Genomic DNA, 25,558 nt, shown 5'->3' on the forward strand with positions numbered 1-25,558 from the left:
CGGCGACGCGTGCGGGAGTAGGGTGAGCCGAGTCCTAGCCGCGACGAAATGTTGCTTTCAGGGGGAAGCTTTGATCTGCCATATTCCTCCATCCCGCTCGTTCGACTAGTGTAACGGTCGATGGCTGACGGCGAATTTCTCGACGATCCGAGCGAACGGCTGCGTGCCCTGGTCCGGCGCGCCGTGCCATTGCTACTCGTCGCCCTGCTGATCGGATCGCTGGGCGCCCTGCTCTACACCGCCAGCAACGCCACGCGCGACCATCAACATGCGCTGGCCGAACAGCAGCGCAGCTTCGAGATCATCGCCCTGGCGCGCGGGTTCGAGGCGCGCATCGCCCGGTCCGAAGTGACGCTGGCCCGCTATGTCATCAGCCTGGACCCGGACACCGGGCGCCTGTTTCAGGACCAGTGGCGCGGCGCGGCGAGCCAGCTCAAGGCGCTCCATTACGCCACGCGCGGATCGGGCTGGCAACGCGGCAATGTGGAAGCGCTGCAATATGCGTTCCAGCAGCGCGGCAAGACGCTGAACGAAATCGGCCTGCGCACCACCTATGACCAGAAGATGGCGGCGCTCGCCCGCTTCCACCAGGCCGGAAAGTCGCAGGATCTTCGGCGCATCACCGCCCTGCTCGACCTGGTCATCAATGCCGAGAATGCGCGGCTGCGCCAACGCAGCCTGGCGGTGACGCTGGCGGGCGACCGTAGCGAATTGGTCGGCAAGACGTCGCAGCTGCTGGGGCTGGCGATGCTGGTCTGCATCCTCTTTGCCGCCTGGTTCGCCAATGTCGCCTATGGCGAGCGGCGCAAGGCGCGGCGGCAGGCCGAACTGGAAACCGAGCGCGCCGACCGGCTGGAGGACGCCGTGCGCGCCCGCACCGCCGAACTGTCCGACGCCTATGAACAGCTGAAGCAGGAATCGGCCGAGCGCGAGGCGGCCGAGGACAATCTGCGCCAGATGCAGAAGATGGACGCGGTCGGCCAGCTCACCGGGGGCATCGCCCACGACTTCAACAATATGCTGGCCGTCGTCGTCGGCGGGCTGGAACTGGCCAAGCGCAACCTGCGGCTGAAGCCCGACGAGGCCGGCCGGCACCTCGACAATGCGATGGAGGGCGCCAACCGTGCCGCCGCGCTGACCCGGCGACTGCTGGCCTTCGCCCGGTCCGAGCCGCTGCTGCCCAGCGCGGTCGATCCCGACAGCCTGCTGCGTGGCCTGGCGGACCTGGTGGACCGCACCATCGGCGACCAGATCATCGTGGATTTCACGCATGAAGCGCGCGGCTGGCGCATCTTCGTCGACCAGCATCAGATGGAAAATGCGATCCTGAACCTGTGCGTCAATGCGCGCGACGCGATGGAGGGGCGCGGCAAGCTGACCCTGTCCACCGACCGCGCGACGCTCAAGGCCGGGGAGATCGGCGAATGCATGGCCGGCGATTATGTCGTGCTGACCGTCGCTGACGATGGGTGCGGCATGACGCCGGAGGTTCTGGCGCGGGTGTTCGAGCCGTTCTTCACCACCAAGCCGGTCGGCAAGGGAACGGGCCTCGGCCTCAGCCAGATTTTCGGCTTCGTGCGCCAGAGCGAGGGCGAGATCCGCATCGAGTCCGAACCGGGCAAGGGCAGCAGCGTGCATCTCTACCTGCCGCGCTCGACGCAGGAACTGGAAGGGCTGGCGATGGACGACGGCGCCTTCGCCCGCACGCCGGTACAGCATCCGCCCACGCGCATTCTGGTGGTGGAGGATGATCCGCGCGTGCTGAACCAGACGATGGCGGCGCTCAGCGAACTGGGCCATTTGCCCGTCGCCTGCGATCATCCGTCAAAGGCGCCGCGGCTGCTCGCCAATAATGACGATATCGGCCTCATCATGAGCGACGTGCTGATGCCCGACATGACCGGGCCGGAGATGATCAAGGGCCTGCCGGCCCATTACCGCCACCTGCCGGTGCTGTTCGTGACCGGCTATGCCGGCGATGCCAGCGAAACCGCAGATTTCGAAGGCCATGCGGTGCTGCGCAAACCCTATACGCTGATGACGCTGGGCCAGGCGCTGGCGACGGCGCTCAACGGATCGCACCACCCCGGAACAGCCGCGGCAGCAGAGTGACCGCGCCCAGCAGCGGCCAGCGCCGCTGCCAGGGCTTGATTTCGATCTGCGTGCCTGCGTGGCGGTTGATCTTCCAGGCCAGATAATCGATGCCACCGGCATAGGTGAAGCTCGCCTTGGCCAGGCGGATCACGGAGAGCCGCTTGCCGCGCCGCTGGAGACGGCGCCAGAGCGCGGGCGCATCCACGGGCGACGGCGGCAGGCCGTCGGCCAGGGCGGCGTCGCCGAACCGGCGATAGCGGGCCGGATCGGCGTCAACGATCGAGAGCGAGCGCCCCTTCTTTTCCGCGCGCAATTCCGCATTGTAAGTCAGGGTAAAGCCGGCCTTCCACAGGCTGAGCGCGTCGCCCTGCCCTTCCGTCATCGGCCGGGCAAGCGACAGCAGCGTCGGCGCGGCGTGCGCCACGGCGGCGATGGCGCGCTGGCGGGCGAGGTCGTCGGAGGCCCAGAGCAGGCGCGATGGCTGGGCGAAGCGCGCCCAGACGGAGACATTGTCCGCCCCCGGACTGTTCAGGCGCACGAAGTCGGCTTCAGACAGCACCGCATATTTGGCGATCAGGCCATGATGTTCGAACGGGAAGACATTGGGCGGGATCAGCCGGTTGGCGCGCGCCAGCCAGCCCTTGCCATAAGCCACCGCATAGTCCGACACGATGAGATAGAAATCGAGCATCAGCCCGTCGAGATTCTTCTCCCGCAGGCAGGAGCCGTAGAACAGCACCGCGCGCGCGGCATCGGGATATTGGGACGCGAGCGCGCCTGCCATGGCGGCGGCGCGGGGATCCGCCGGCGCGGTCAGTTCGGCGGTGACGAGGGGGAGAAGCTGGCTGGGCATGGATGACTATCAGTTGATGATCTCGCCGTTGCGAGCGCCGCGACGAAGGATAGTGCCAGCCTTCGCAGGAGCAGGTCCTTGTTTCAATCCCGGCGTCGAAACAACAGCGACAGATTGTTGGCGGGCATTTCGACCAGCCGGTCGAAGGCCAGCCCTTCCGCCTCAGCCGCCACGATCACATCCTCCAGACGCCGCAGCCCCCAGTGCGGGTCGCGGGCCTTGAGCGAGGCGTCGAAGGCGCGGTTGCCGGGGGCGGTTTCCACCCCGTCGCGGAGATAGGGGCCGTAGAGATAGAGGAGGCCGCCGCGCGGCAGCGCGGCCCCTGCCCGTTCGAGCAGCCCGACCGTCGCAGTCCATGGACTGATATGGACCATGTTGATGCAGAGGATCGCATCGGCCTGCGCGATCGGCCAGTCACCTGTCGTGTCCAGCCGGAGCGGCGCGCGGAGTTTGGGCAGCCTTGCTTCGGCCCGCCAGGCCGCGATCGAGGCGAACGCCGCCGGGTCGGGATCGGTTGGCTGCCAGTCGAGATCGGGAAAGGCGACAGCGAAATGGACAGCATGTTCGCCACTGCCGCTGGCTACCTCCAGCACCAGACCGGAGGATGGCAGCTGGTCGCGCAGCACGCCAAGGATGGCGTCGCGGTTGCGTTCGGTCGCAGGGGCATATCGCTTGCCCGCCGCGACGGGGCCGGAACCGGGTTCCCACGGTTCCGGCCTGTCCGTCATTCGGCGGCCTGCGCCAGCGCGGCTTCTGTCCAGGTCAGCACCGGCTTGCGCGCGGCCAGCGTTTCGTCGAGGCGGCGGCGCGGGGCGTGATAGGGCGCGCCCTTGAGCGCCTCGTCCCCGGCCTTGGCGCGCTGCGCCAGGCTGCGCAGCGCCAGGATGAACTGGTCGAGCGCGGCCTTGCTTTCCGTCTCGGTCGGTTCGACCAGCATCGCGCCATGGACGACCAGCGGGAAATACATGGTCATCGGGTGGAAGCCCTCGTCGATCAGCCCCTTGGCGATGTCGAGCGTGGTGAAGCCTTCTGCCAGTCCCTTATCGCTGAACAGCGCTTCGTGCATACAGGGACCACTGGCGGCGAAGGGCGCGTCCAGCACATCCTCCAGGCTGCGCAGGATATAGTTGGCGTTGAGCACCGCATCCTCCGCCACCTGCCGCAGGCCGTCCGCGCCATGGCTGAGGATGTAGGTGAGCGCGCGGGTAAACATGCCCATCTGACCATGGAAGGCCGACATGCGGCCGAAACTCTGCGGCATTTCCTCGCCGACATTCTCCTCCTCGATCAGGTGGATGCTGCCGTCGGCCATGCGCGCGGTATAGGGGAGCGGGCCGAAGGGCGCGAGCGCTTCGGACAGCACCACCGGCCCCGAACCGGGACCGCCGCCGCCATGCGGCGTGGAGAAGGTCTTGTGCAGGTTGATGTGCATCGCATCGACGCCGAGGTCGCCGGGGCGGACCCGGCCGACGATCGCGTTGAAGTTCGCGCCGTCGCAATAGACGAACCCCCCTGCGGCATGGACCGCATCGGAGATCGTCTTCATGTCGCGCTCGAACAGGCCGCAGGTGTTGGGGTTGGTGATCATCACCGCCGCCACGTCCGGGCCGAGACGGGCCTTGAGCGCTTCCAGATCGACACGGCCGTCCGGGGTCGCGGGAATATCCTCCACCTTGTAGCCGCAGAAGGCGGCGGTGGCGGGATTGGTGCCGTGCGCGCTTTCGGGCACCAGCACGACCTGCCGCGCGTCGCCGCGCGCTTCCAGCGCGGCGCGGATGCAGAGCAGGCCGCACAGTTCGCCATGGGCGCCAGCCTTGGGGGTCATGGCAACGCCATGCATCCCGGTCAGCTTGATCAGCCAGACGGCCAGTTCGTTGATGACGCCCAGCGCGCCCTGCACCGTCGATTGGGGTGCGAGGGGGTGAACGTCGGCAAAGCCCGGCATCCGGGCGACCTTCTCGTTAAGGCGCGGATTATGCTTCATCGTGCAGGAGCCGAGCGGGAACAGGCCGAGGTCAATGGCATAGTTCTGGCGGCTGAGGCGCGTATAGTGGCGCACCGTTTCCGGCTCCGACAGGCCGGGCAGGCCGATGGAGTCGGTACGGGCGAGAGTGCCGAGGCGACTGGCGACCTTCGGCGCATCGGCCAGATCGACGCCGGTGGTGGCGGTCGATCCGATCTCGAAGATCAGCGCTTCCTCCAGCATCAGCGCACGATTGCCCGTGGCGGTCGCGGGGGAGCTGTCCAGTTCGTCGACGGCTTGCGGCGCGGTGGGGCGGCCTTCCTTCAGCATGGTCATGCCAGTTCCTCCTCAAGCGCCTTGGCAAGGGTTTCGATATCCTCAGCAGTTACCGTCTCTGTGACGGCGACGACCAGGCCGTGGCCGATCTCCGGCGCGGCCGGGAAGAGACGGCCGAGCGAGACGCCGCCCAGCACGCCCCTGTCGGCGAGGTTGCGGACGACGTCGCGCGCGTCCTTCGACAGGATCAGCGTGAATTCGTTGAAGAAGCTGTCGTTGAGCAAGGTCACGCCCGGCACCTGAGCCAGACGGTCGGCGGCCTGAACCGCAAGACCGTGGTTGAGCGCCGCGAGATCGCGCAGGCCCCGCTCGCCCAGCAGGGTCATGTGGATGCTGAACGCCAGCGCGCACAGGCCCGAATTGGTGCAGATGTTCGACGTCGCCTTCTCGCGGCGGATATGCTGTTCGCGGGTGGAGAGGGTCAGCACGAAGCCGCGCTTGCCCGCCGCGTCCACCGTCTCGCCGCACAGGCGGCCGGGCATCTGGCGGACATATTTCTGCTTGCACCCGAAGAGGCCGAGATAGGGTCCGCCGAACTGAAGGCCGACGCCGATCGACTGGCCTTCGCCGACGACAATGTCCGCGCCCATATGGCCTGGCGCCTTGATCGCACCGAGGGCTACCGGCTCCGTCACAACCGCGACCAGCAGCGCCCCGGCCGCATGGGCGGCGTCGGCGAGCGGGGTCAGGTCGGCGATGCGGCCCAATATGTCGGGATATTGCACGACGACGCAGCTCGTATCCTTGTCGATGGCAGCGATCAGCCCGTCGATGTCGGTCGCGGCGTCGAGCGTGGGCGCTTCATGCACCAGCGCGTCGCCGGTGAACTTCGCCATGGTGTTGGCGACCGAGACATAATGGGGATGCAGGCCGGACGAGAGCAGTGCCTTGCCCCGCTTGGTGATGCGACGGGCCATGCCGATCGCTTCCCAGCAGGCGGTCGAGCCATCATACATGGAGGCGTTCGCCACGTCGCAGCCCAGCAGGCGCGCCACCTGGGTCTGGAATTCGAACAGCACCTGGAGCGTGCCCTGCGCGATTTCCGGCTGGTAGGGCGTGTAGGCGGTCAGGAACTCGCCGCGCTGGATCAGATGATCGACGCTGGCCGGGACATGGTGCTTGTACGCACCCGCTCCCAGGAAGAAAGGCGCTTCCCCCGCCGACAGGTTTTTCCGCGCAAGCGCCGCCATGTGGCGTTCGACCGCCAGTTCGCTGGCATGATCGGGCAAGTCCGCGATCTTGCCGCTGAGGCGGGCTTCAGCGGGGACATCCACGAACAGGTCGTCGATCGACGTCGCGCCGATGACGGACAGCATCTCCTGACGGTCGGTGTCGGTAAGGGGTAGATAGCGCATGATTTTTTCCTGCGGCGTCATTCCCGCGAAAGCGGGAACCCAACTCCAGACCTTGCGCCAAGCGGGACGCCGGGGAGATGGGCCCCCGCCTGCGCAGGGATGACGATTAAGAGATCAGAGACTCGCCACGAATTTCTTGTAGGCGGCTTCGGTCATCAGGCCTTCCAGCTCGCTGGCGTCGGTGATGCGCAGCTTGAAGAACCAGCCATCTTCCTCGGCATCGCTGTTCACCAGCGCGGGTTCGTCCTCCAGCGCGCTGTTGCTTTCGACCACTTCGCCCGAGATCGGCGCATAGACGTCCGACGCGGCCTTGACCGATTCCACCACGGCGGCGTCGTCGCCCTTCTCGAAATTCGTGCCTTCGGCAGGCAGTTCGACGAACACGATGTCGCCCAGCTGTTCCTGCGCATAATCGGTGATGCCGACGGTGGCGATGTCGCCCTCCACGTCGATCCATTCATGTTCGTCGGTGAAATAGCGGCTCATGATGATACTCCCCGGAATGATTTGCTTGAAATCATGACCAACAAAAACGTCGGAAAGAATAAGGTTCAGGCCTTGCGGCGGTAACGATGCGGCACGAAGGGCATCGCGGCAACCGTGGCGGATATGCGCTTGCCGCGAACCTCGATTTCCAGCGCCGTGCCCTCCGCGCTGTGCGGCAGGCTGACCCAGCCCATGGCGATCGGCGCGCCGACGGTCGGCGCGAAGCCGCCCGACGTGACTTCCCCGACCTGCGCGCCGGCGGCGAAGATCGGCGCGCCTTCGCGGGCCGGCAGGCGCCCCTCGATCTTCAGCCCCACGCGCTTCGACCCCGGCCCATCGGCCAGTTCCTTGATTACGCGGGCATGGCCGATGAAGCCGCCTTCCTCGCGGCGGCGCTTCTGGATGGCGAAGCCCAGGTCCGCGCCGATGGTGCTGACGGCGGGCGACAGGTCATGGCCGTAGAGCGGTAGCCCGGCTTCCAGACGCAGCGAGTCGCGCGCGCCAAGGCCGATCGGCTTGACCTGCGGCAGGTCGCACAGCGCATCCGCCAGCAGGGTCGCATCCTGCGCCGGCACGCTGATCTCGAACCCGTCCTCTCCGGTATAGCCCGACCGGCTGATCCACAGCGGAACGCCGCGCCAGGCGAAGAGACCCGACTGCATGAAGATGAGGTCGGCGGTTTCGGGAATCAGCGCGGCAAGCGCCTCGCCCGCTTCCGGTCCTTGCAGCGCCAGCAGCGCCTGATCGTCCATGTGATTCATCACGACTTCGTCGGGCAGATGTTCGATCATCCAGCCGATATCGTCATATTTGGTCGCACCGTTGACGACCATGTAGATGGCGGCCCCATCGAAGGCGCCGTCGCCCGGCCGCGACACCATCAAATCGTCGAGAATGCCGCCTTCTTCATCCAGCAGCATCGAATAGCGCTGGCGGAAAGGCTTTAGCCCCTTTATGTCGCTGGGCAGCAGATATTCGAGCGCCTCGTCCACGCCCTCGCCCGAAAAGGCGATCTGGCCCATATGGCTGACGTCGAACAGACCGGCATGTTCGCGGGTCCAGGCATGTTCCGCCATGATGCCGTCATACTGGATCGGCATATGATAGCCGGCGAAACCGACCATGCGCGCGCCTCTGGCGCGGTGCCAGGCGTCGAGCGGCAGTTCCTGCAGCGGCAATTCTTCTTCGAGGTGGGCGACGTCATCAGTGCCGGACATGGAGCGGCCTTTCCGTGCGAGTTGCTGGCGACAAACGGCGCGGCCCGGAATCGGACCCGTCCTTTCTGCCACCCCCTCTGTCACGGAACCTGAGAGCTTTGACCAGCGGCCTTGCGGCCGACAAGCTTACCCCTTCGGTGGGACGGGAAGCCGTCCGCTTTCCAGAGTGCCTTGCGCGCGATGCGGTCCTTTGGCCTGAGAGATTCCGGGGCGGTTGCTCCTTCGGCGACGGGCAAGGCCTCAAAGGCTTCCCATGCTCTCCCGCATCGTGCCCCGCTGCCGAATCCACAGCACCGAGAGACAATTGTGCAATGCGTCAAAGGCGTGGCGGCGTCAATCGCAACTTCGCCTGCCCCCCCAAAAGGGCGAGATCAGGCGAGCACCCCGCCGAAAATCTCCGCATGGCGCTTTTCGGCATAGCGGTCGGTCATGCCCGCGATGAAGTCGGCGATGTGGCGGCTGCGGGTCGGTTCCTCCAACGCGCAGTCGTCGCGCCATTCAGCGGGCATCAGGGCCGGATCGGCCTGATAGGCGCGGAACAGGTCGGTGACGATCACCCGCGCGCGGTCCGCCGCCGCGAGCTGATCGGGATGATGATAGAGGGTCGCGTACATGAAGCGCTTCAGTTCGCGTTCCTGTGCCGCCAGTGCGGGCGAGAAGGCGACCAGCGTGCGACCGAGCGTCCGGACATCCGCGACCGTCTCGACGCCGGACTCCGCGATGTTCCGCCGGGTCGCCTCGATCAGGTCGTTGGCCATGACGCCGATCTGCTCACGCACCAGTTCGCGCAGCAGCCGGTCCTGCGGCACGTCGGGATAGCGGGCGCGCACCCGATCCCAGCTGTGGCGCACCAACGGCACGTCCAGCAACTGTTCGAGCGTCAGCAGCCCGGCGCGCAGGCCATCGTCTATGTCATGATTGTCATAGGCGATGTCGTCGGAAATGGCGGCAAGCTGCGCCTCCAGCGAGGCGTGGCTCGTCAGGTCGAGCGGAAACATCCCGTCCAGTTCCCGCATCGCCCAGCCCGGACTGGCGATCGGGCCATTATGCTTGGCCAGCCCCTCCAGCATTTCCCAGCTGAGATTGAGACCACGGAAGCGCGGATAGGGGCTTTCCAGCAGCATCAGTGTCCGAAGCGTATGGGCGTTGTGATCGAACCCGCCATGATCGTCGAGCGCGACCTCCAGCGCATCCTCCCCGGCGTGGCCGAAGGGGGGGTGGCCGATGTCATGCGCGAGACAGAGGGCTTCGGTCAGATCCTCGTTCAGCCCCAGCGTGCGCGCGGTGGTGCGCCCGATCTGCGCGACCTCCAGGCTGTGGGTCAGGCGGACGCGAAAATGATCGCCGTCGGGCGAGACGAACACCTGCGTCTTGTGCCGCAGCCGACGGAAGGCGATCGAATGGATGATCCGGTCCCGGTCGCGCTGGAAGACATCGCGCGGCCCCCGCATCTCCCCGCCCGGCTCGGCGTGGAGGCGGCCACGGCTGGCGGCGGGATGGCAGGCATAGGGCGCGAGCGTCGTCATGCGGTGCCTCTTAGAACAGGTTCGATCAATATTGAACGGCTACGGAGGAGGAATGACCTGGACTGATCGCCCCGCCCCTCGGGCGGACCGATCAATCGCCCGGCAATTTCTCGACCACTTCCCCGGCATCGCTCTTCCAGGCGAAAACGTCGGCGCCGGCAGCCTTCAGCTTGGCCTCCAGTTCCTTGGCGCGGGCGAAACTGGCGAAGGGGCCGACGAGCAGGCGATTGGTGCGGCTCCAGCTGGCGCTCCAGGCATCCTGCGGCGCGAGCGTCGCGTATTTCCGGCGCAGGCCCTTCATGGTGAAGCCGAGCGCCGACTTGCTCTGGCCGACGCCGACCTGGAGCCAGTTGCGCGACGGGTTGGCGGCAAGGCGCTTCTTTTCCTCGACTTCCTTCTTCGCCTTGGCGTCTGCCTCCGCCTTGGCCTTGGTGGCGGCTTCCTTCTTCGCCTTGTCCGCCGCCGCCTTCGCCGCGGCCTGACGCTCGGCGCGGCGTTGAGCCTGGAGCGCGGCGATCTCATTCAGGTCGACGGCGGCGACGCTAGCCTGCCGCTCGGTGTCGGGCACGTCGATCGCACGGATGATGTCGGCCAGCGTCCGCGTCGCCTCCGGGTTGGGCGAGGGCGGCACCGGGGTGATGGGCTGGACCGACGACGGCGCGGATTCCGTCGCCGGAGGCTGCGTTGGCGGAGGCGCAGCCGCCTGCGACGCTGGCGGCGCGGCCGGCGTCCCGGCCTGGGCCAGCGCGATCGCGTTGAGTTGCGAGCTGGCATTGGAGGGCTGCGGCGTCGGGCGCGGCGGACTGTCGAACGATTCAAAACCGGGCGCCGGCGGTCCCTGCACCGATGGGGAGGGCGTGGAGGGGATCGTGGGCTGGCGCGCGGAGGGCGGCGGCGCCATTTGTGCCGTCGCGGCGGCTGGTGTCGACGGAGCCGGACGCGCAGCGGACGGTGGGGGCGTCTGCGCCTGCGCGACCTGTGCCGGGGCGGTCGTCGGTACCGGCGGACGCTGGGCCGATGCCACGGCGCGGGAGGTGGGCAGACCTTCGGCGCGGGCGATCCGCGCCGCCGCGCGCTGCTGGCGACGCTGTTCGGCGCGGCTGAGCGGCTTGGCCTGGGCCGGCGGGATGGTGGCAGGCGCGGCCACGACAACGGCGGGAGGCTTCGGCGCGACCGCGACGCCCGGCGCGGGCGGCGTCCGCGTGATCGCGGCGATCGTCGTGCCAGTCTGCGCCGGGAATTGCCCGAAATGAACCGCCGCCGCCTTCTGCGACGCAGTCAGATAGGGCATTTTCTGCATATAGGGCGTGATCGCCGCGGCGAGTTGCGCGGGCATGGTCTCATCGGCGATCTTCTTCGCTTCGGCCTGCCGGTTGTTCATCGCGTAGATGAAGGCGCGATAGCGCCAGGCCGCACGGTCACTCTTGTAGAGCAACGGCTCCAGCATCCTGTCGGCCCCCTGCACCTGCCCCGATATGCCGAGCGACGCGGCATATCGACGACGCAGTTCGGCATCGTCGGGGGTGCGGGCGAGCGCCGCCTGATAGTCGCGCTGCGCCCCGGCCTGGTCGCCGGTCATGTCGCGCGCAAGTCCGCGATCAGCGAGGATGCCGGTGTCGGGATAGCCGAGGCGGGACGCCTGATCGAACAGCCGCGCGGCTTCGGCCGGATTCTGCAATTTCAGCATGACCCGCGCCAGTCCCGCCTTGATCCGGCCATTGCCGCTCTCGATCGCATCGGCCCGCGCGAAGAAGCCGGCGGCGCCATGGGGGTCGTCCAGCGCGAGCGCCGCTTCACCCGCCCCGATCAGCGCGGCGACATCGCGAGGATTACTCGCAAGCCGGGTGAGATGGGTGTTGAGATCGGCAGCGTCGGTCGGGCGCGCGATCTGCGCCTGATCGGTCTGGGCCAGGGCGGGACTGGCGGAAATCAGGCCACCGACAGAAACGGTGGAGACGAGAATCCAGGCAAGAGATTGTATCACATGCCCGCCTTAACCGATCCGGGGTGAATGGCAAATTGATGCCACAAAAAAGCGCGCCGGGCCGCTCCGGACGACCGATGGCGCGCTCATTTTGGCGGCGGCGCGCGGCGGAACCGCGCGGCCGATCCTTACTGGTTGCTCTGCCGGTTGAGGAAGCGCGGGATGTCAACCCCCGGCGCGCTCTCGTCGGAACTGGGCGCTTTCTCGCTGCCACGGGTCAGGCCCGCCATCCGCTCGAACAGGGTGCCGCCGGTGGCGACGCGCGGCGCGGGCTGGGCCGGCGCGGCCGGAGCGGGGGCGGGCTGTTCGGCATTGTCTGCGCCCAGCACCAGCTCATCCTGGTCCGGCCCCTCGTCGGAGAAGACGGCCGCGGGCCTCGCCGGGGCGGCCACGACGGGCTTTTCGACCGGCGCGGGGGCCGGCGCTTCGGGCACGTCCAGTTCCAGCGTCTCCGGTTCGGGCGCGGGTGCGGGGATCGGCTGCGGCGCGGGCGCGACGGCAGCCGGACGCGACGCAGGCTGCGGCACGGCGACGGTCGGGCGGCTGGCGAAGCTGAAAGGCTGGGTCAGGGGCGCAGCCTGGGCGCCGACATCGCTGTCGATGCCGGTCGCCACGACCGAGACGCGAATCTTGCCGTTCAGATTGTCGTTGAACGCGCTGCCCCAGATGATGTTGGCGTCCGGATCGACCAGTTCACGGATATGGTTGGCAGCCTCGTCCACTTCCATCAGGCGCATGTCGTCGCCGCCCACGATCGAGACGATGACGCCCTTAGCGCCGCGCATCGACACGCCGTCGAGCAGCGGGTTGGCGATCGCCTTCTCGGCGGCCTGGAGCGCGCGGCCATCGCCTTCGGCTTCGCCGGTGCCCATCATCGCCTTGCCCATTTCGCCCATCACCGAACGGACGTCAGCGAAGTCGAGGTTGATGAGGCCCGGCATGATCATGAGGTCGGTGATCGACCGCACGCCCTGTTGCAGCACCTCGTCCGCCATCTGGAACGCTTCCTTGAAGGTCGTGTTCGGATTGGCGATCAGGAAGAGATTCTGGTTCGGGATGACGATGAGCGTATCGACATGCTTCTGAAGCTCCTCGATGCCGCTTTCCGCCGACTTCATGCGGCGATTGCCCTCGAAGGTGAAGGGCTTTGTCACGACGCCGACGGTCAGGATGCCGCGTTCGCGCGCCGCCTTGGCGATGACGGGGGCCGCGCCGGTGCCGGTGCCGCCGCCCATGCCGGCGGTGATGAAGCACATATGCGCACCGTCGAGCGCCTGTTCGACCGACGCGATGGTTTCCTCCGCCGCCGCCTTGCCGATTTCGGGCCGCGAACCCGCGCCCAGCCCTTCGGTGATCTGCGGGCCGAGCTGGATGCGGCGTTCGGCCGGCGAGCTGTTGAGCGCCTGCGCATCGGTATTGGCCACGATGAAGTCAACGCCTTCGACCGAGGCGGCGATCATGTTCGCGATGGCATTGCCGCCCGCGCCGCCGACGCCGATTACCGCAATGCGCGGCTTCAGTTCGTCCACATGAGGCGGGCTGATCTCAATGCTCATATTTACTGCTCCCTCAGCTTCCTCGTCAGGAAGCAACACCGTCATTTGTTAACACCAGAAAATAGAGGATTTCACCAGCTATTTTCGTCTTTGCGTTCATTCATATCAATAGTTGGTCCGCATCGCGCGCATCATGCGCTGCCACCATTGGGGCGCGCCAAGACGATGCACGGTCTGCGGCGCGGGCGCCATCGTGCGGAGATCAACCGGGTTGGAAGCGCCGTAAAGCGCGAGTCCCGCCAATGTCGCGAAAGCCGGCCCACTATGCGCTTCGGGCATGGCGGACAAGCCCCTTGGCCGCCCGATCCGCACGGCCCGGCCCAAAGCACCCTGCGCATAATCGGCAATGCCCTTCATTTCCGCGCCGCCGCCGGTCAGCACGACCTGGCGCCCGGTGCTGTTGAAGCCCATGCCCGACAGCGCCGCATTCACTTCGGTCATGATCTGGTTCAGCCGTTCGCAGATGACGCCGACGAGCGCGGCGCGGGTGATCTTGCCCCCTTCCGCATTCGGCCCGGCTGCCTGCCCCGGCACCGCCACCTCGCCATGGGGCGGTGCGATCTCGATCATCTCGCGAAAATCGCGAGGGTTCTGCATCGCGGAACCGTAGAAGCACTTGATCCGCTCCGCCTGGCTGCGGCGGATGCCGAAGGCCGAGGCGATGTCGTCGGTAATGTCGGACGCGCCGAACGGAATGGAATGGAGGCCCACCAGCATTCCGCCAGCATAAAGCGAGACATTGGTGACGCCCGCGCCCAGTTCCACCAGCGCGACGCCGAGGTCGCGCTCCTCCTCCGACAAACATGCGAGGCCGGTCGCGATCGGCGAGGCAACGATCGAATTGACGTTGAGATAGGCGCCGCGCACGCACAGGTCGAGATTGGCGAGCGGCGCGCCGTCGGCCAGCACCACATGGATGTCGACGCCCAGAAGATCCGCGTGCATCCCCAGCGGCTTCTTGACCGGCACCTTGCCGTTGATGGTGAAGCAGGTCGGCTGCGCATGGAGGACGATGCGGCCATCGGGGTCGATGCCCTGCTGGCCGGTGGTGAGGAGGTCGTCAATGTCCGCCTGCTCGACGCGATAGCCGCCCATGTCGCGCTCGACCGTGACGACGTCGCTCACCAGGCTGCCGCCCGAGAAGCTGACCCAGACATCCTCGATATTGGTGCCGGCGACCCGCTCGGCCTGCTCCACCGTTTCGCGCACGGCGAGTTCCGTCCGCTCCATGTCGGCGATGAAGCCCCGGCGCACGCCCCGGCTTTCGCGCTGGCCCGTGCCCAGGATCGCGAGTTCGCCGGTGTCGGTGCGGCCGGCGATCAGCGCCGACACTTTCCAGGAGCCAATGTCGATCGCGGTGATGAGCTTTTCGACCTTGGGCTGCGCCATGGACCTTAGCCTTCCTCGCCTTCGTCCGGCGTCTTGGCGGCAGCGGCCGCCGCGCCCACCGGCTTTTCCTCGACCCGACCCTGCGGCAGGCGCAGCACGAACCGGTCGGGATCACGCATGTCGAACTTGACGATGCCCCGGCCGAGCAGCCGGTTGACCCCGTCCATCCGCGCGAAATTCACCAATGCGGATGCCGAATCCCTGTCGCCTTCCGGCAGGGAGAGGGTTTCCCCCGACTGAAAGCGCAGATCCCAGCGGCGGTTCCCGACCCAGGTCGCCCCGGCCAGCATGGGTTTCAAGGCAGGCGCATTTTCCATCAGCTTGTTGAGGCCGGCGGTCTGGAGATTGGCATTGGGGCCGACGACCAGGGGCAGGTCGGGCATGGCACCCGCAGACACCGACTGGAGCACGACCCCGGCCACGTCGATCAGGTGCAACTGGCCCTCATGCTGCCAGACGGCCACCGGATCGCGCTCGACGATGTCGACCACGAGAGTGTCGGGCAGGCGGCGGGAAATGCGCGCATCCTTGACCCAGCCGAGTTTCAGCATGTCCTCGCGGACCCTGGGCAGGTCCAGCGAAAGCATGGAGCGGTCCACCTGCCCCAGCGCGATATTGTAGACGGGCAGTTCGTCCATCCGTTCGACGCCGCGCACCTCGACCTTCTCGACCTCGAAGCCGGCGCGCGCGGCGATGTCCGCCGCCTGCTGCCGCACCATGCCGGGCAGGCCCATGAAGATGGCGATGGCGATCACCAGACCGCCGACGATGGCGACGATGACCCAGCTGGCCATGCGCTGGAGCGTGGCTTCGCTGACCGGCAGCAGTTCGATCAGCTGGTCGACCCAGCTGCGGCGCTTGAGCGTGCGGCCACGGCCGCCTTTCGTCGCCCTGCCCCTGGCGTTGCTCAGCCGCGCGGTGCCGCCGCGCCTGATCCGTGCTTCAGCCATCTTGCTTACCCCCGGCGCGGTTCAGCGCCTCCTCGACAATAGTCTCTACCAGCGTCGCATAGTCAATGCCCAGTTTCGCCGCCTGTTCGGGAACGAGGCTCAAGGGCGTCATGCCCGGCTGGGTATTGACCTCCAGCAGATAGAGGCCTTCCACCCCCTGATTATCATCCCAGCGGAAATCGGCCCGCGACGCGCCCTTGCACCCCAGCAGCTGGTGGGCGCGCAGCGCGATCGCCTTGCACGCCTCGCTGATCTCGGCCGGGATGTCGGCGGGGCAGACATGTTCGGTCATGCCATCGGTATATTTGGCGTCGAAATCATAGAAGCCGCTCTTGGGGCGGAGTTCCGTCACCAGCAGCGCCTCGTCGCCCAGCACGGCGGTGGTGAGTTCGCGGCCGCGAATATAGGGTTCGGCGAGCAGTTGCGGGAAATCCTGCCATGGGCCGACGGCATCGCGCGCGATCGGATTGCCGTAATTGCCCTCGGCCGTGACGATGGCGACGCCGACCGAGCTGCCTTCATTGACGGGTTTCAGCACATAGGGACGCGGCATCGGGTCTGCGACGAAGAGGCTTTCGCTCTCCACGATATGGCCGCCGGGCATGGGGATGCCGTGGGGGACGAGCGCCTGCTTGGTCAATTGCTTGTCGATGGCGATGACCGATGTGGCGAGGCCGCTATGGGTGTAGGTGAGACCCATCAGGTCCATCATGCCCTGCACCGTGCCGTCTTCGCCGGGGACGCCGTGGAGCGCGTTGAAGATCACATCCGCCTTCGTTTCGGCAAGGCGCGCGGCGACGTTGCGATCCATGTCGATCCGCGTGACCCGATGCCCGCGCGATTCCAGCGCCTTGGCGACGCCCTCCCCGCTCGACAGCGACACCGGCCGCTCCGCCGACCAGCCGCCCATCAGGACGGCGACATGCCAGGGACCACGGGTCATGCGTAACACTCCACACTAAAACCGTTCGGGCTGAGCTTTTCGAAGCCCCGCCCTTCACTTTTTAAAGAAGGAAAGCCCTTCGACAGGCTCAGGGCGAACGGATTGGGAGCATTGTTCACTTCGCCAACCCCACCCGCTGGATTTCCCATTCCAGCTCGACGCCGCTCTTTGCCTTGACGCGGCGGCGGACCTCCTCGCCCAATGCCTCGATGTCGGCGCTGGTGGCGTCGCCTGTGTTGAGCAGGAAATTGGTGTGCTTTTCGCTCACCTGCGCGCCGCCCAGAGCCAGGCCGCGACAGCCCGCTTCGTCCACCAGCGCCCAGGCCTTGTGGCCATCCGGATTCTTGAAGGTCGAGCCGCCGGTCTTGCTGCGCAGCGGCTGGCTTTCCTCGCGCGCGGCGGCAATGCGGTCCATTTCGGCCTGGATCGCAGCGGGTTCGCCGGGATGGCCGCGAAAGGTCGCGGACACCACGACCGCGCCATCGGGCAGGGTCGAATGACGATAGCTATAGCCAAGGTCGGCGTTGGACAGCGTCACCCGCTCGCCCGAACGAAGCACGACGTCGCATTCGGCCAGTATGTCGCAGGTTTCGCGGCCATAGGCGCCGCCGTTCATCCGCACGAAGCCGCCGACCGTGCCGGGGATGGAGCGGAGAAATTCGAGGCCCGCAATGCCTGCGTCGCGCGCGGTCGAGGAGACGAGGATGCCCGATGCGCCGCCGCCGCAGAGGAGCGTGGTGGCGTCAAGGCTCTCGACCTTCGCGAAAGCTTTGCCCAGCCGCACGACCACGCCCGGCACGCCGCCGTCGCGGACGATGAGGTTGGAACCGAGGCCGAGCGCCATCACCGGCATCGCCGGATCGAGCGCCGCGAGGAAGGCGGAGAGATCGTCCGCATCCTTCGGCTCGAACAGCCATTGCGCCGCGCCGCCCGCCTTGAACCAGACGAGCGGGGCCAGCGGAGCGTCGGCCTTGAGCGTGCCGCGAACGGCCGGAAGGGTGGTGGTCGCAGTCAACCGCGAATGCCCCAGAGGTTCATCCAGCTCTTCATCGCCTTCATGCCCGCTTCGTTGGCCTGGGTCGCGGCAAGGCCGGTTTCGACCTGGCGCTGCGCCGCCTCCACCATGTCGCGCGCGGCTTCGACGCCCTGCATCTGGACGTCGATCATGCGCTTCTGCATTTCGAGGCCAACGGCGAACAGCTCGAACATCAGGCGGTTTCCTTGACCTTTGCCGAGACGGCCGCCGCAAGGCCCGCGGCCCATTTGGTGATGTCGCCCGCACCCAGGCAGATAATCATGTCGTCGGGCTGGATATCGGCCGCGACCAGCGCGGCGAGATCGTCGGCGTCGGTGACGGTCGAGGCATGGCGATGCCCGCGTCGCTTGAGGCCGGCGACCAGCGCCGCGCTGTCCACGCCCTCGATCGGCTGTTCGCCGGCGGTATAGACCGGGGCGGCATAGACGATGTCGGCATCGTTGAACGCCTGCTGGAACTCATCCATCAGGTCGCGCAGGCGGGTGAAGCGGTGCGGCTGGACCACGGCGATGACGCGGCCTTTCGCGCCTTCGCGGGCGGCGGCGAGGACCGCCCTGATCTCGACCGGATGGTGGCCATAATCGTCGATGACGGTCGCAGTACCGCCGCCCACGGCGATTTCGCCCACCTTGGTGAAGCGGCGCTTCACGCCGCCGAACTTGGCGAAGCCGGTCTGGATGGTCGCGTCGTCGATGCCCATTTGCAGCGCCACACCGATCGCCGCCATGGCATTGAGCACATTGTGGCGGCCGGGCATCGGCATTTCGATTCCCTCGATACGGCGGATCGACCCGTCACGCTCGCGTATCTGCACGTCGAAGCGGTTGCCGCCGGGAATCGGCTGGACATTCTCGCCCCGAATGTCGGCCTGCGCGGAAAAACCATAGGTGACGATCCGGCGGTCCTGCACCCGCGGCAGGATGGCCTGCACTTCGGGATGGTCGAGGCAGAGCATCGCAGCACCATAGAAGGGCACATTGCCGACGAACTCGACAAAGGCGTCCTTCACCCGGTCGAACGAGCCATAATGGTCGAGATGCTCCGGATCGATATTGGTCACGACCGCGATCGTGCCGTCGAGACGCAGGAAGCTGCCGTCGCTCTCGTCGGCCTCCACCACCATCCAGTCGCTATTGCCCAGCCGCGCGTTGGAGCCATAGCTGTTGATGATGCCGCCGTTGATGACGGTCGGATCGACCCCGCCCGCGTCCAGCAGCGCCGCGACCATCGAGGTGGTCGTGGTCTTGCCATGGGTGCCTGCCACCGCGACGGTGGATTTGAGGCGCATCAGTTCGGCCAGCATTTCGGCGCGGCGGATCACCGGGATGCGGGTTTCCAGCGCCAGTTCGACCTCCGGATTGCCGCGCTTGATCGCGGTAGAGGTGACGACCACGGCAGCGTCGCCGAGATTTTCGGCCTTGTGGCCGATCATCACCTTGATGCCCTTCTTGCGCAGCCCTTCGACGACATAGCCCTCGGCCACGTCGGACCCCTGCACGCTGTAACCCAGATTATGCATGACTTCGGCGATACCGGACATGCCGATGCCGCCGATGCCGATGAAATGGATCGTGCCGATGTCGGTGCCGACACCCTTCATGCGGGAACTCCCTGGAGATTGAGGCTGGTCGGCGTAGGGCCGACCTTTACGGGATCATTCATGATCGGCGCCTTGCCGATGCTTTCGAGCAGGTCGGCCATGTCGCGCGCCGCATTGGGGCGACCGCAATTCCACGCGCGCTTCGCCGCATTCTGAAGCGCGCCCGGCTCCATCGCCATCTTCTGCATCTGCTTGGCGAGTTCGACCGCCGTGAAGCGCGCCTGCGGGATGGTGCGTGCGCCGCCCGCCTCGGTCATTTCCCTGGCATTGGCGGTCTGGTGATCATCCATCGCGCTGGGCAGCGGAATGAGGATCGCCGGGCGGCCCGCGCAGGTCAGCTCGGCGAGCGTCGATGCGCCAGCGCGCGCGATCACCAGATGCGACCAGCCGAGCTTTTCCGGCACATCGTTGAAATAGGTGGCGAGGTCGGCGGGAATTTCCATCTCCGCATAGACCTTGCGCACACGCTCGATATCTTCGGCGCGGCACTGCTGCGTCACCTGAAGGCGGCGACGGAGCGCGACCGGCAGCATCGACAATCCTTCTGGCACGACGCTCGACAATACGGTCGCGCCCTGGCTGCCGCCGATCACCAGCACGCGGAAGACGCTTTCGTCGGTCAGCGCGGGAAACTCCTCCTCGCGCAACTGCTTCACTTCCTCGCGCACGGGGTTGCCGACCAGATGCACCTTGGCGGCATATCTGTGCTTGAGGCGCTGGACGTCGGGATAGGCGGTGGCGATGGCGTCCACGCGCCCGGCGAGCAGGCGGTTGACCCGGCCCAGCACCGCATTTTGTTCATGAATGGCGGTCGGGATGCCGTCCGCCAGTGCGCCCAGCAACGCGGGCATGGCGGGATAACCGCCGAAGCCGACGACGGCGGTGGGGCGGAAGGTTTCATTGAGGCGACGGGCCATGGCGCGGCCGGCGAGGATCGCCTTCAATGCGCCCGGCCAGCTCGCCGGATTTTTCGTCATGCGCCCGGCCGGCATGACATGGACCTGTGCCTTATCGAAGATACCGGGAATTTTGGCGCCGCGCTCATCGGTGACGAGGGCGACATGATGACCGCGCGCTATCAGCTCCTCGGCCACGGCATGGGCTGGAATCATATGACCCCCCGTCCCGCCGGCGGCGAGGACGAAGTGACGGGAAATGCTCATCGACCACTCCATTTGACGACCGTGTGCCGACCCATGAAGGGGTTGCGCCGCGTGAATGCGAGCAGCAGGCCGACGCCGATACAAAGCGCCAGCATAGAGGAGCCACCGTAGCTGATAAAGGGCAGCGTCATGCCCTTCGACGGAAATATCTGCGCATTGACGCCCATGTTGATGATCGCCTGCAAGCCGAACTGGGTGGTGAGGCCCGCGGCGGCGAGGATGGTGAAATTATCTTCCTCGTCCAACAGGCGCAGCAGCACCCGCACCACGATGGCAAGATAGACGCAGGCGATGGCGATGCAGGCGAGCAGGCCGAACTCCTCGCCGATGACGGAGAAGATATAGTCGGTATGCGCTTCGGGCAGGCGAAACTTGTTCTGGCCGCCGCCCGGCCCGACGCCGGTGAAGCCGCCATGGGTGATGGTGCGGAAGGCAAGGTCGGTCTGGTCCGGGCCGGTGTCCATCTGCACGCCGATGCCCAGGAAGTCGTTGATCCGCTGCCGGCCATTTTCGTAGAACATGTAGACTCCGACCAGCCCCGCAAGGCCCGCGCCGCCGAGCATCGCGATCCAGCGCATTTCCAGGCCCGACAGCAGCAGCAGGCAGCCCCAGCAGGCCAGGAAGATCACCGTCTGGCCAAAATCGGGCTGCTGCATCAGCACCGCCGCGATCAGCAGCGTCATCGCGCCGGTCAACTGCATCACCGGCAGATTCTGGTCCTTGGCGCGCAGCGACAGCAGCCAGGCCAGCGTCACCACATAGGCGGGCTTGAGGAATTCCGAAGGCTGGAAGCGGAAGCCGGGCAGGTCGATCCAGCGCTTGGCGCCGTTCACCGTCGACCCCAGCAGCGGCACGAACAGCAGCATCAGGAAGAAGAAGGCGCACATGAAGATAGCCAGCCGCCGCGCCTGCGGCCGGGGCAGCATGGAGATGACCAGCATGATCGGCAGGCCGATGAATACCCACATGAGCTGGCGATAGAAATAGATGAGCGGGTTGACCGCGACCTGCGCGGTCGAGCGGTCGATCGCGGCGACGGGGGATGCGGCGGCGACGGCGACCAGCCCGATCGCCATCAGCGCGACGATCAGCGACAGGAGGACGCGGTCGATTTCCCAGAACCAGATGGCGAGCGCCGTCCGCTCGCGCGGGACGGTGCGGGTGCGAAAGCCCTTCACCAGTTCGCCAGCCCTGGACATGCCTGTTCCCCTTCTGCTCATCGCCGCCCCATGGCCTTCCTATTCCAGCGCGTTCACGGCCGCAGCGAACGCATCGCCGCGCGCCTCGAAATCGCGGAACTGGTCGAAACTGGCGCAGGCCGGCGACAGCAGCACGATGTCGCCCGGCCGGGCCACCCGCGCGGCGCGGCGGACGGCGGCGCTTAGCATCTCGCTGTCGTCCACCGCCATATGCGGACGCAGCAGGTCGGCGAACATATGGCCCGCTTCGCCGATGGTGTAGGCGTGGGCGACATTGGCGAAATGCGGAGCGCACTCGTCCAGATTGTCGGACTTGGCGACGCCGCCCAAGATCCAGTGGATACGGGGCTTGCCGTCGATCGCGGGCCAGGCGGCGAGCGCGGGCGCGGTCGAGGCGGCATTGGTCGCCTTGCTGTCATTGACGTAGAGGACGCCATTGCGGGTCGCCACGGCCTGCATCCGGTGGGGGAGAGAGGCGTAGCTGGCAAGGGCGTTGACGATGGTGTCCGTGTCGATGCCCAGCGCCTTTGCGACAGCGATCGCGACAGCCGCGTTCTGGGCGTTGTGCGGGCCTTGCAAAGCGGGCCAGCCTAGCTGTTCGACGGGGTCGATGTCGGACGAAGCCACCTCCACCACATCCTCCCCGCGGAGGCGAGGAACCATCTCCCCGGCGTGGATACCGGGCGCCAGGTCGGGAGATGGGTTGCCGCCTTGGCGGGAATGACGGACGATATGGGCGATGGTGCGGCTCGGCTCGTCCTCCGTAGCGATGACCGCGACATGCGCGGCCGACTGCATTTCAAACAGCCGCGCTTTCGACGCAATATAGCCCTCGAAGCCATTATAGCGATCCAGATGATCCGGCGTGATGTTGAGCAGCACCGCGACATCGCAGTCCAGGCTGTGGGTCAGGTCGATCTGGTAGCTGGACAGTTCCAGCACATAGACGCCCACGCCGTGCAGGTTCGGCTCCAGCGGCGGCTGGCTGAGGATCGGCAGGCCGATATTGCCGCCCATCACGGCGGGATAGCCGGCCTGCTCGATGATGTGATGGATCAGCGCGGTCGTGGTCGACTTGCCGTTGGTGCCGGTGATGCCCACGACCTTGTGCGGCGGCAGCGTCGGCCGTGCGAGCGCGAACAGTTCGATGTCGCCGATGATCGGGACGCCCGCCAGCTTCGCGCGCATGGCGATGGGATGCTTGTTCAACGGCACTCCGGGCGAAACGACCACCCCGTCGAAGCCGGCCAGGTCGATCTCCATCGGATCGCCCAGTTCCGCCTTTCCCTCCACCAGCGCACGGGCTTCCTCGCGACTGTCCCAGGCAACGACGCGCGCGCCGCTCGCCACCAGCGTGTCGACGGTGGCGAGGCCCGACCGGGCCAGCCCCAGCACGGCGTAGGTCTTGCCTGCAAAAGCGTCCGAAACGATCATCCGCTTACCTCAGCTTCAGGGTGGCGAGCCCGGCGAGCGCCAGGACGAAGGCGATGATCCAGAAACGGATCACCACGGTCGGCTCGGCCCAGCCCAGCTGTTCGAAATGATGGTGGATCGGGGCCATCTTGAACACACGGCGGCCGGTCCGCTTGTAGAAGAAGACCTGGATGATGACGCTCATCGCCTCCACCACGAAGAGGCCGCCGATAATGCCCAGCACGATCTCGTGATGCGCGGTGACGGCAATCACGCCGATCGTCCCGCCCAGCGCCAGGCTGCCGGTGTCGCCCATGAACACGGCGGCGGGCGGCGCGTTGAACCAGAGAAAGGCGAGGCCCGAACCGATGATCGCGCCGCACAGGATCGTCAGGTTGCCCGCGCCAGGCACATGGGGGATACCCAGATATTGGGCGAAGTCGGCGCGGCCGACCAGATAGACGATCGCCATGAAGGCCATGCAGGCGATGATGACCGGCATGGTGGCGAGACCGTCGAGGCCGTCGGTCAGGTTCACCGCATTGCCGAACGCGACGATGACGAAGGCGGCGAAGCAGAAATAGAAAGGCCCAAGTTCGATCGCGGGGCCATTGTAGAAGGGCACGTAGAGCGCGGTATTGCCATGCTGGTTGACGATCATCCAGGCGGCGATGCCGGCAATCAGGAATTCGAAGGCGAGCCGCATCTTGGCCGACAGCCCCTTGTGGCTGGCCTTCGTCACCTTGTCATAGTCGTCGAGGAAGCCGATCGCGCCGAAACCCAGCGTCACGAACAGGCAGGCCCAGACATAGGTGGAGCTGAGGTCCATCCACAGCAGCACGGAGATCACCATCGAGGTCAGGATCATCAGCCCCCCCATGGTGGGCGTGCCGCGCTTGGCCAGATGGCTCTGCGGACCGTCGCTGCGGATCGGTTGCCCCTTGCCCTGGCGCACCCGCAGCCAGCCGATGAACCGGGGGCCGATCAGCAGGCCGAGGATCAGCGCGGTCGCGATCGCTGCGCCCGCGCGGAAGGACAGATAGCGGATAAGGTTGAAGACCCCAGCGAAATCAAGGGTTTCGGCCAGCCAGTAGAGCATCAGTCATGGTCTCCGTCGCGGACGGCCTCGGCCAGGGCGGCGACCAGGCGGGACAGACCGACGCCGTTGGAGCCCTTGACCAGGATCGCGTCGCCCGCGCGCATTTCGGTTTGGATGAGGGGAATGGCGCTCGCCGTGTCGGGGACATGGGCATAGGGGATGGCGCCGTCGAGCGCGTCGGCCAGCGGCGCCATTTCCGCGCCGACCAGAATGGCGAAATCGACCTGCCCTGCCCGCATCGGATCGGCAAGGCCCGCATGAAGTTCGGCGCTGCGGTCGCCCAGTTCGCGCATCCCGCCCAATATGGCGATGCGGCGCTCGGCGCGCTCGCGTCCCAGCTGCCTGAGCGTCGCGACCATCGACAGGGGATTGGCGTTGTAGCTTTCGTCGATCAGCAGCGCTTCGCCGCCCGTAACCGGCAGGATACGCCGCGCGCCACGTCCAGGCAGGCCCGGCATTTCGGCCAGCGCGAGCCCGGCCGCCGCCAGATCGCCGCCGACCGCGTCGACCGCCGCCAGCACCGCCAGCGCGTTGGACACCCAATGGTCGCCGGGCGCCGCGACGGTAAAGCAGAGTTCGGCGTCGGGCAGCCGGGCCGTGACCAGCGTGCCGCCGCCGGGCGCCGCCACCGTCTCCAGCACATGGACATCCGCCTCCGCCCTGGTGCCGAAGGTCAGGATGCGGCCGGCATGGCGTTCCGCCTTACTGTAGAGGGTGGCGACATGGGGACTGTCATAGGGGATGATCGCCACGCCGCCCGGTTCCAGCCCCTCGAATATCTCCGCCTTGGCCTCGGCGATCTTGTCCTCGGTGCCGAAAAATTCGATATGGGCGGGCGCGATGGCGGTGACGATGGCGACATGGGGCCGCACCTGCCGGGTCAGCGCCGCCAGTTCGCCGGCATGGTTCATGCCCATCTCGAACACGCCATAGGCGCTTGTCCGCGGCATCCGGGCGAGGCTCAGCGGCACGCCTACATGGTTGTTGTAGCTTTTGACCGAGCGATGCACCTGCCCCGGCGCGGCGCGATCGAGGGCGAGGAAAAGCGCCTCCTTGGTGCCGGTCTTGCCGACCGAGCCGGTGACGCCGATCGCCTTGCCTGCCATGCGGCCGCGCGACGCCTTGCCCAGCGCTTCGAGCGCGGCGGCGCTGTCGGGGACCAGCACATGCGGGTGCGCGACCGGCTCGCTGACGATCGCGCCGGACGCGCCCTGGCCGAACGCCCTGTCGACGAATTTATGGCCGTCGGTGGTTTCACCCTTCATCGCGACGAACAGGTCGCCCTGCCCTACTTCACGACTGTCGAAAGCGACGCCCGAAACGGCGAACGGCGCCGACGCGGCGCCGCCTGTGGCCTGGGCGATCTCCTCGGAGGTCCAGAGCGCGGCCATCAACG

Annotated in this window: 21 protein-coding genes and 1 riboswitch; of the genes, 1 reads left to right on the forward strand and 20 read right to left on the reverse strand. The window is 66.7% G+C overall.

Annotated features, from left to right (window positions below):
* Positions 1–120 precede the first annotated feature (120 nt).
* Positions 121–2,112 (forward strand): ATP-binding protein, encoded by a 1,992-nt coding sequence (locus tag K3M67_RS10725; protein WP_285831463.1) that lies wholly within the window; start codon positions 121–123, stop codon positions 2,110–2,112.
* Here the strand turns inward: K3M67_RS10725 and K3M67_RS10730 are convergent.
* The 20 genes from K3M67_RS10730 to K3M67_RS10825 all read right to left on the reverse strand — a co-directional run bounded on the left by K3M67_RS10730 (position 2,069) and on the right by K3M67_RS10825 (position 25,553).
* Positions 2,069–2,947 carry a hypothetical protein gene (locus K3M67_RS10730; protein WP_066857769.1) on the reverse strand — a complete coding sequence of 293 codons (879 nt, stop codon included), beginning with the start codon at positions 2,945–2,947 and terminating at the stop codon, positions 2,069–2,071. The two genes, K3M67_RS10725 and K3M67_RS10730, sit on opposite strands and share 44 nt — an antisense overlap.
* Positions 2,948–3,030: 83 nt before the next feature.
* Complete coding sequence (locus K3M67_RS10735) at positions 3,031–3,675, reverse strand: DUF938 domain-containing protein (RefSeq protein ID WP_285831464.1); 645 nt, start codon at positions 3,673–3,675, stop codon at positions 3,031–3,033.
* Complete coding sequence (gene gcvPB / locus K3M67_RS10740; protein WP_066857763.1) at positions 3,672–5,246, reverse strand: aminomethyl-transferring glycine dehydrogenase subunit GcvPB; 1,575 nt, start codon at positions 5,244–5,246, stop codon at positions 3,672–3,674. Before gcvPB ends, K3M67_RS10735 begins: the two co-directional genes overlap by 4 nt.
* Entirely contained in the window at positions 5,243–6,601 is a 1,359-nt protein-coding gene (gene gcvPA, locus K3M67_RS10745; RefSeq protein ID WP_066858065.1) for an aminomethyl-transferring glycine dehydrogenase subunit GcvPA, read from the reverse strand. The genes gcvPB and gcvPA overlap by 4 nt, the downstream gene beginning before the upstream one ends.
* Positions 6,602–6,715: 114 nt before the next feature.
* On the reverse strand, positions 6,716–7,087 hold the full coding sequence (gcvH, locus tag K3M67_RS10750; RefSeq protein WP_066857760.1) for a glycine cleavage system protein GcvH: 372 nt from the start codon (positions 7,085–7,087) through the stop codon (positions 6,716–6,718).
* A gap of 65 nt (positions 7,088–7,152) precedes the next feature.
* The gene (gene gcvT / locus K3M67_RS10755; protein ID WP_066857756.1) at positions 7,153–8,304 is read right to left on the reverse strand and encodes a glycine cleavage system aminomethyltransferase GcvT; all 1,152 of its coding nucleotides are present in this window, start codon (positions 8,302–8,304) and stop codon (positions 7,153–7,155) included.
* A gap of 173 nt (positions 8,305–8,477) precedes the next feature.
* Positions 8,478–8,578, reverse strand: a riboswitch (glycine riboswitch).
* A gap of 97 nt (positions 8,579–8,675) precedes the next feature.
* Entirely contained in the window at positions 8,676–9,830 is a 1,155-nt protein-coding gene (locus K3M67_RS10760) for a deoxyguanosinetriphosphate triphosphohydrolase (RefSeq protein WP_066857753.1), read from the reverse strand.
* A gap of 91 nt (positions 9,831–9,921) precedes the next feature.
* A complete protein-coding gene (locus K3M67_RS10765) occupies positions 9,922–11,814 on the reverse strand; it encodes a tetratricopeptide repeat protein (RefSeq protein WP_285831465.1) in 1,893 nt (630 codons plus the stop codon).
* Positions 11,815–11,942: 128 nt separating this feature from the next.
* Complete coding sequence (ftsZ, locus tag K3M67_RS10770) at positions 11,943–13,370, reverse strand: cell division protein FtsZ (protein ID WP_066857747.1); 1,428 nt, start codon at positions 13,368–13,370, stop codon at positions 11,943–11,945.
* 105 nt (positions 13,371–13,475) lie between these two features.
* Positions 13,476–14,759 carry a cell division protein FtsA gene (ftsA, locus tag K3M67_RS10775; protein WP_066857744.1) on the reverse strand — a complete coding sequence of 428 codons (1,284 nt, stop codon included), beginning with the start codon at positions 14,757–14,759 and terminating at the stop codon, positions 13,476–13,478.
* 5 nt (positions 14,760–14,764) lie between these two features.
* Positions 14,765–15,709, reverse strand: a complete 945-nt coding sequence (locus K3M67_RS10780; RefSeq protein WP_285831466.1) for a cell division protein FtsQ/DivIB — start codon at positions 15,707–15,709, stop codon at positions 14,765–14,767.
* Positions 15,702–16,652 (reverse strand): D-alanine--D-alanine ligase, encoded by a 951-nt coding sequence (locus tag K3M67_RS10785; protein WP_285831467.1) that lies wholly within the window; start codon positions 16,650–16,652, stop codon positions 15,702–15,704. Before K3M67_RS10785 ends, K3M67_RS10780 begins: the two co-directional genes overlap by 8 nt.
* Before the next feature lie 115 nt (positions 16,653–16,767).
* Positions 16,768–17,667: a UDP-N-acetylmuramate dehydrogenase gene (gene murB, locus K3M67_RS10790; protein ID WP_285831468.1), complete on the reverse strand. Its 900-nt coding sequence runs from the start codon at positions 17,665–17,667 to the stop codon at positions 16,768–16,770.
* Entirely contained in the window at positions 17,664–17,861 is a 198-nt protein-coding gene (locus K3M67_RS10795) for a hypothetical protein (protein ID WP_066858057.1), read from the reverse strand. The genes murB and K3M67_RS10795 overlap by 4 nt, the downstream gene beginning before the upstream one ends.
* Positions 17,861–19,288, reverse strand: a complete 1,428-nt coding sequence (gene murC / locus K3M67_RS10800) for a UDP-N-acetylmuramate--L-alanine ligase (protein WP_285831469.1) — start codon at positions 19,286–19,288, stop codon at positions 17,861–17,863. Before murC ends, K3M67_RS10795 begins: the two co-directional genes overlap by 1 nt.
* Entirely contained in the window at positions 19,285–20,451 is a 1,167-nt protein-coding gene (murG, locus tag K3M67_RS10805; RefSeq protein WP_066857732.1) for an undecaprenyldiphospho-muramoylpentapeptide beta-N-acetylglucosaminyltransferase, read from the reverse strand. Before murG ends, murC begins: the two co-directional genes overlap by 4 nt.
* Complete coding sequence (locus K3M67_RS10810; protein WP_066857729.1) at positions 20,448–21,650, reverse strand: FtsW/RodA/SpoVE family cell cycle protein; 1,203 nt, start codon at positions 21,648–21,650, stop codon at positions 20,448–20,450. The genes murG and K3M67_RS10810 overlap by 4 nt, the downstream gene beginning before the upstream one ends.
* 39 nt (positions 21,651–21,689) lie before the next feature.
* Entirely contained in the window at positions 21,690–23,084 is a 1,395-nt protein-coding gene (murD, locus tag K3M67_RS10815; RefSeq protein ID WP_066857726.1) for a UDP-N-acetylmuramoyl-L-alanine--D-glutamate ligase, read from the reverse strand.
* Between the two features lie 4 nt (positions 23,085–23,088).
* Complete coding sequence (gene mraY / locus K3M67_RS10820) at positions 23,089–24,162, reverse strand: phospho-N-acetylmuramoyl-pentapeptide-transferase (protein WP_066857723.1); 1,074 nt, start codon at positions 24,160–24,162, stop codon at positions 23,089–23,091.
* On the reverse strand, positions 24,162–25,553 hold the full coding sequence (locus K3M67_RS10825; RefSeq protein ID WP_066857720.1) for a UDP-N-acetylmuramoyl-tripeptide--D-alanyl-D-alanine ligase: 1,392 nt from the start codon (positions 25,551–25,553) through the stop codon (positions 24,162–24,164). The genes mraY and K3M67_RS10825 overlap by 1 nt, the downstream gene beginning before the upstream one ends.
* Positions 25,554–25,558: the final 5 nt, after the last annotated feature.

The organism is Sphingobium sp. V4, from assembly GCF_029590555.1.
Taxonomy (GTDB): domain Bacteria; phylum Pseudomonadota; class Alphaproteobacteria; order Sphingomonadales; family Sphingomonadaceae; genus Sphingobium.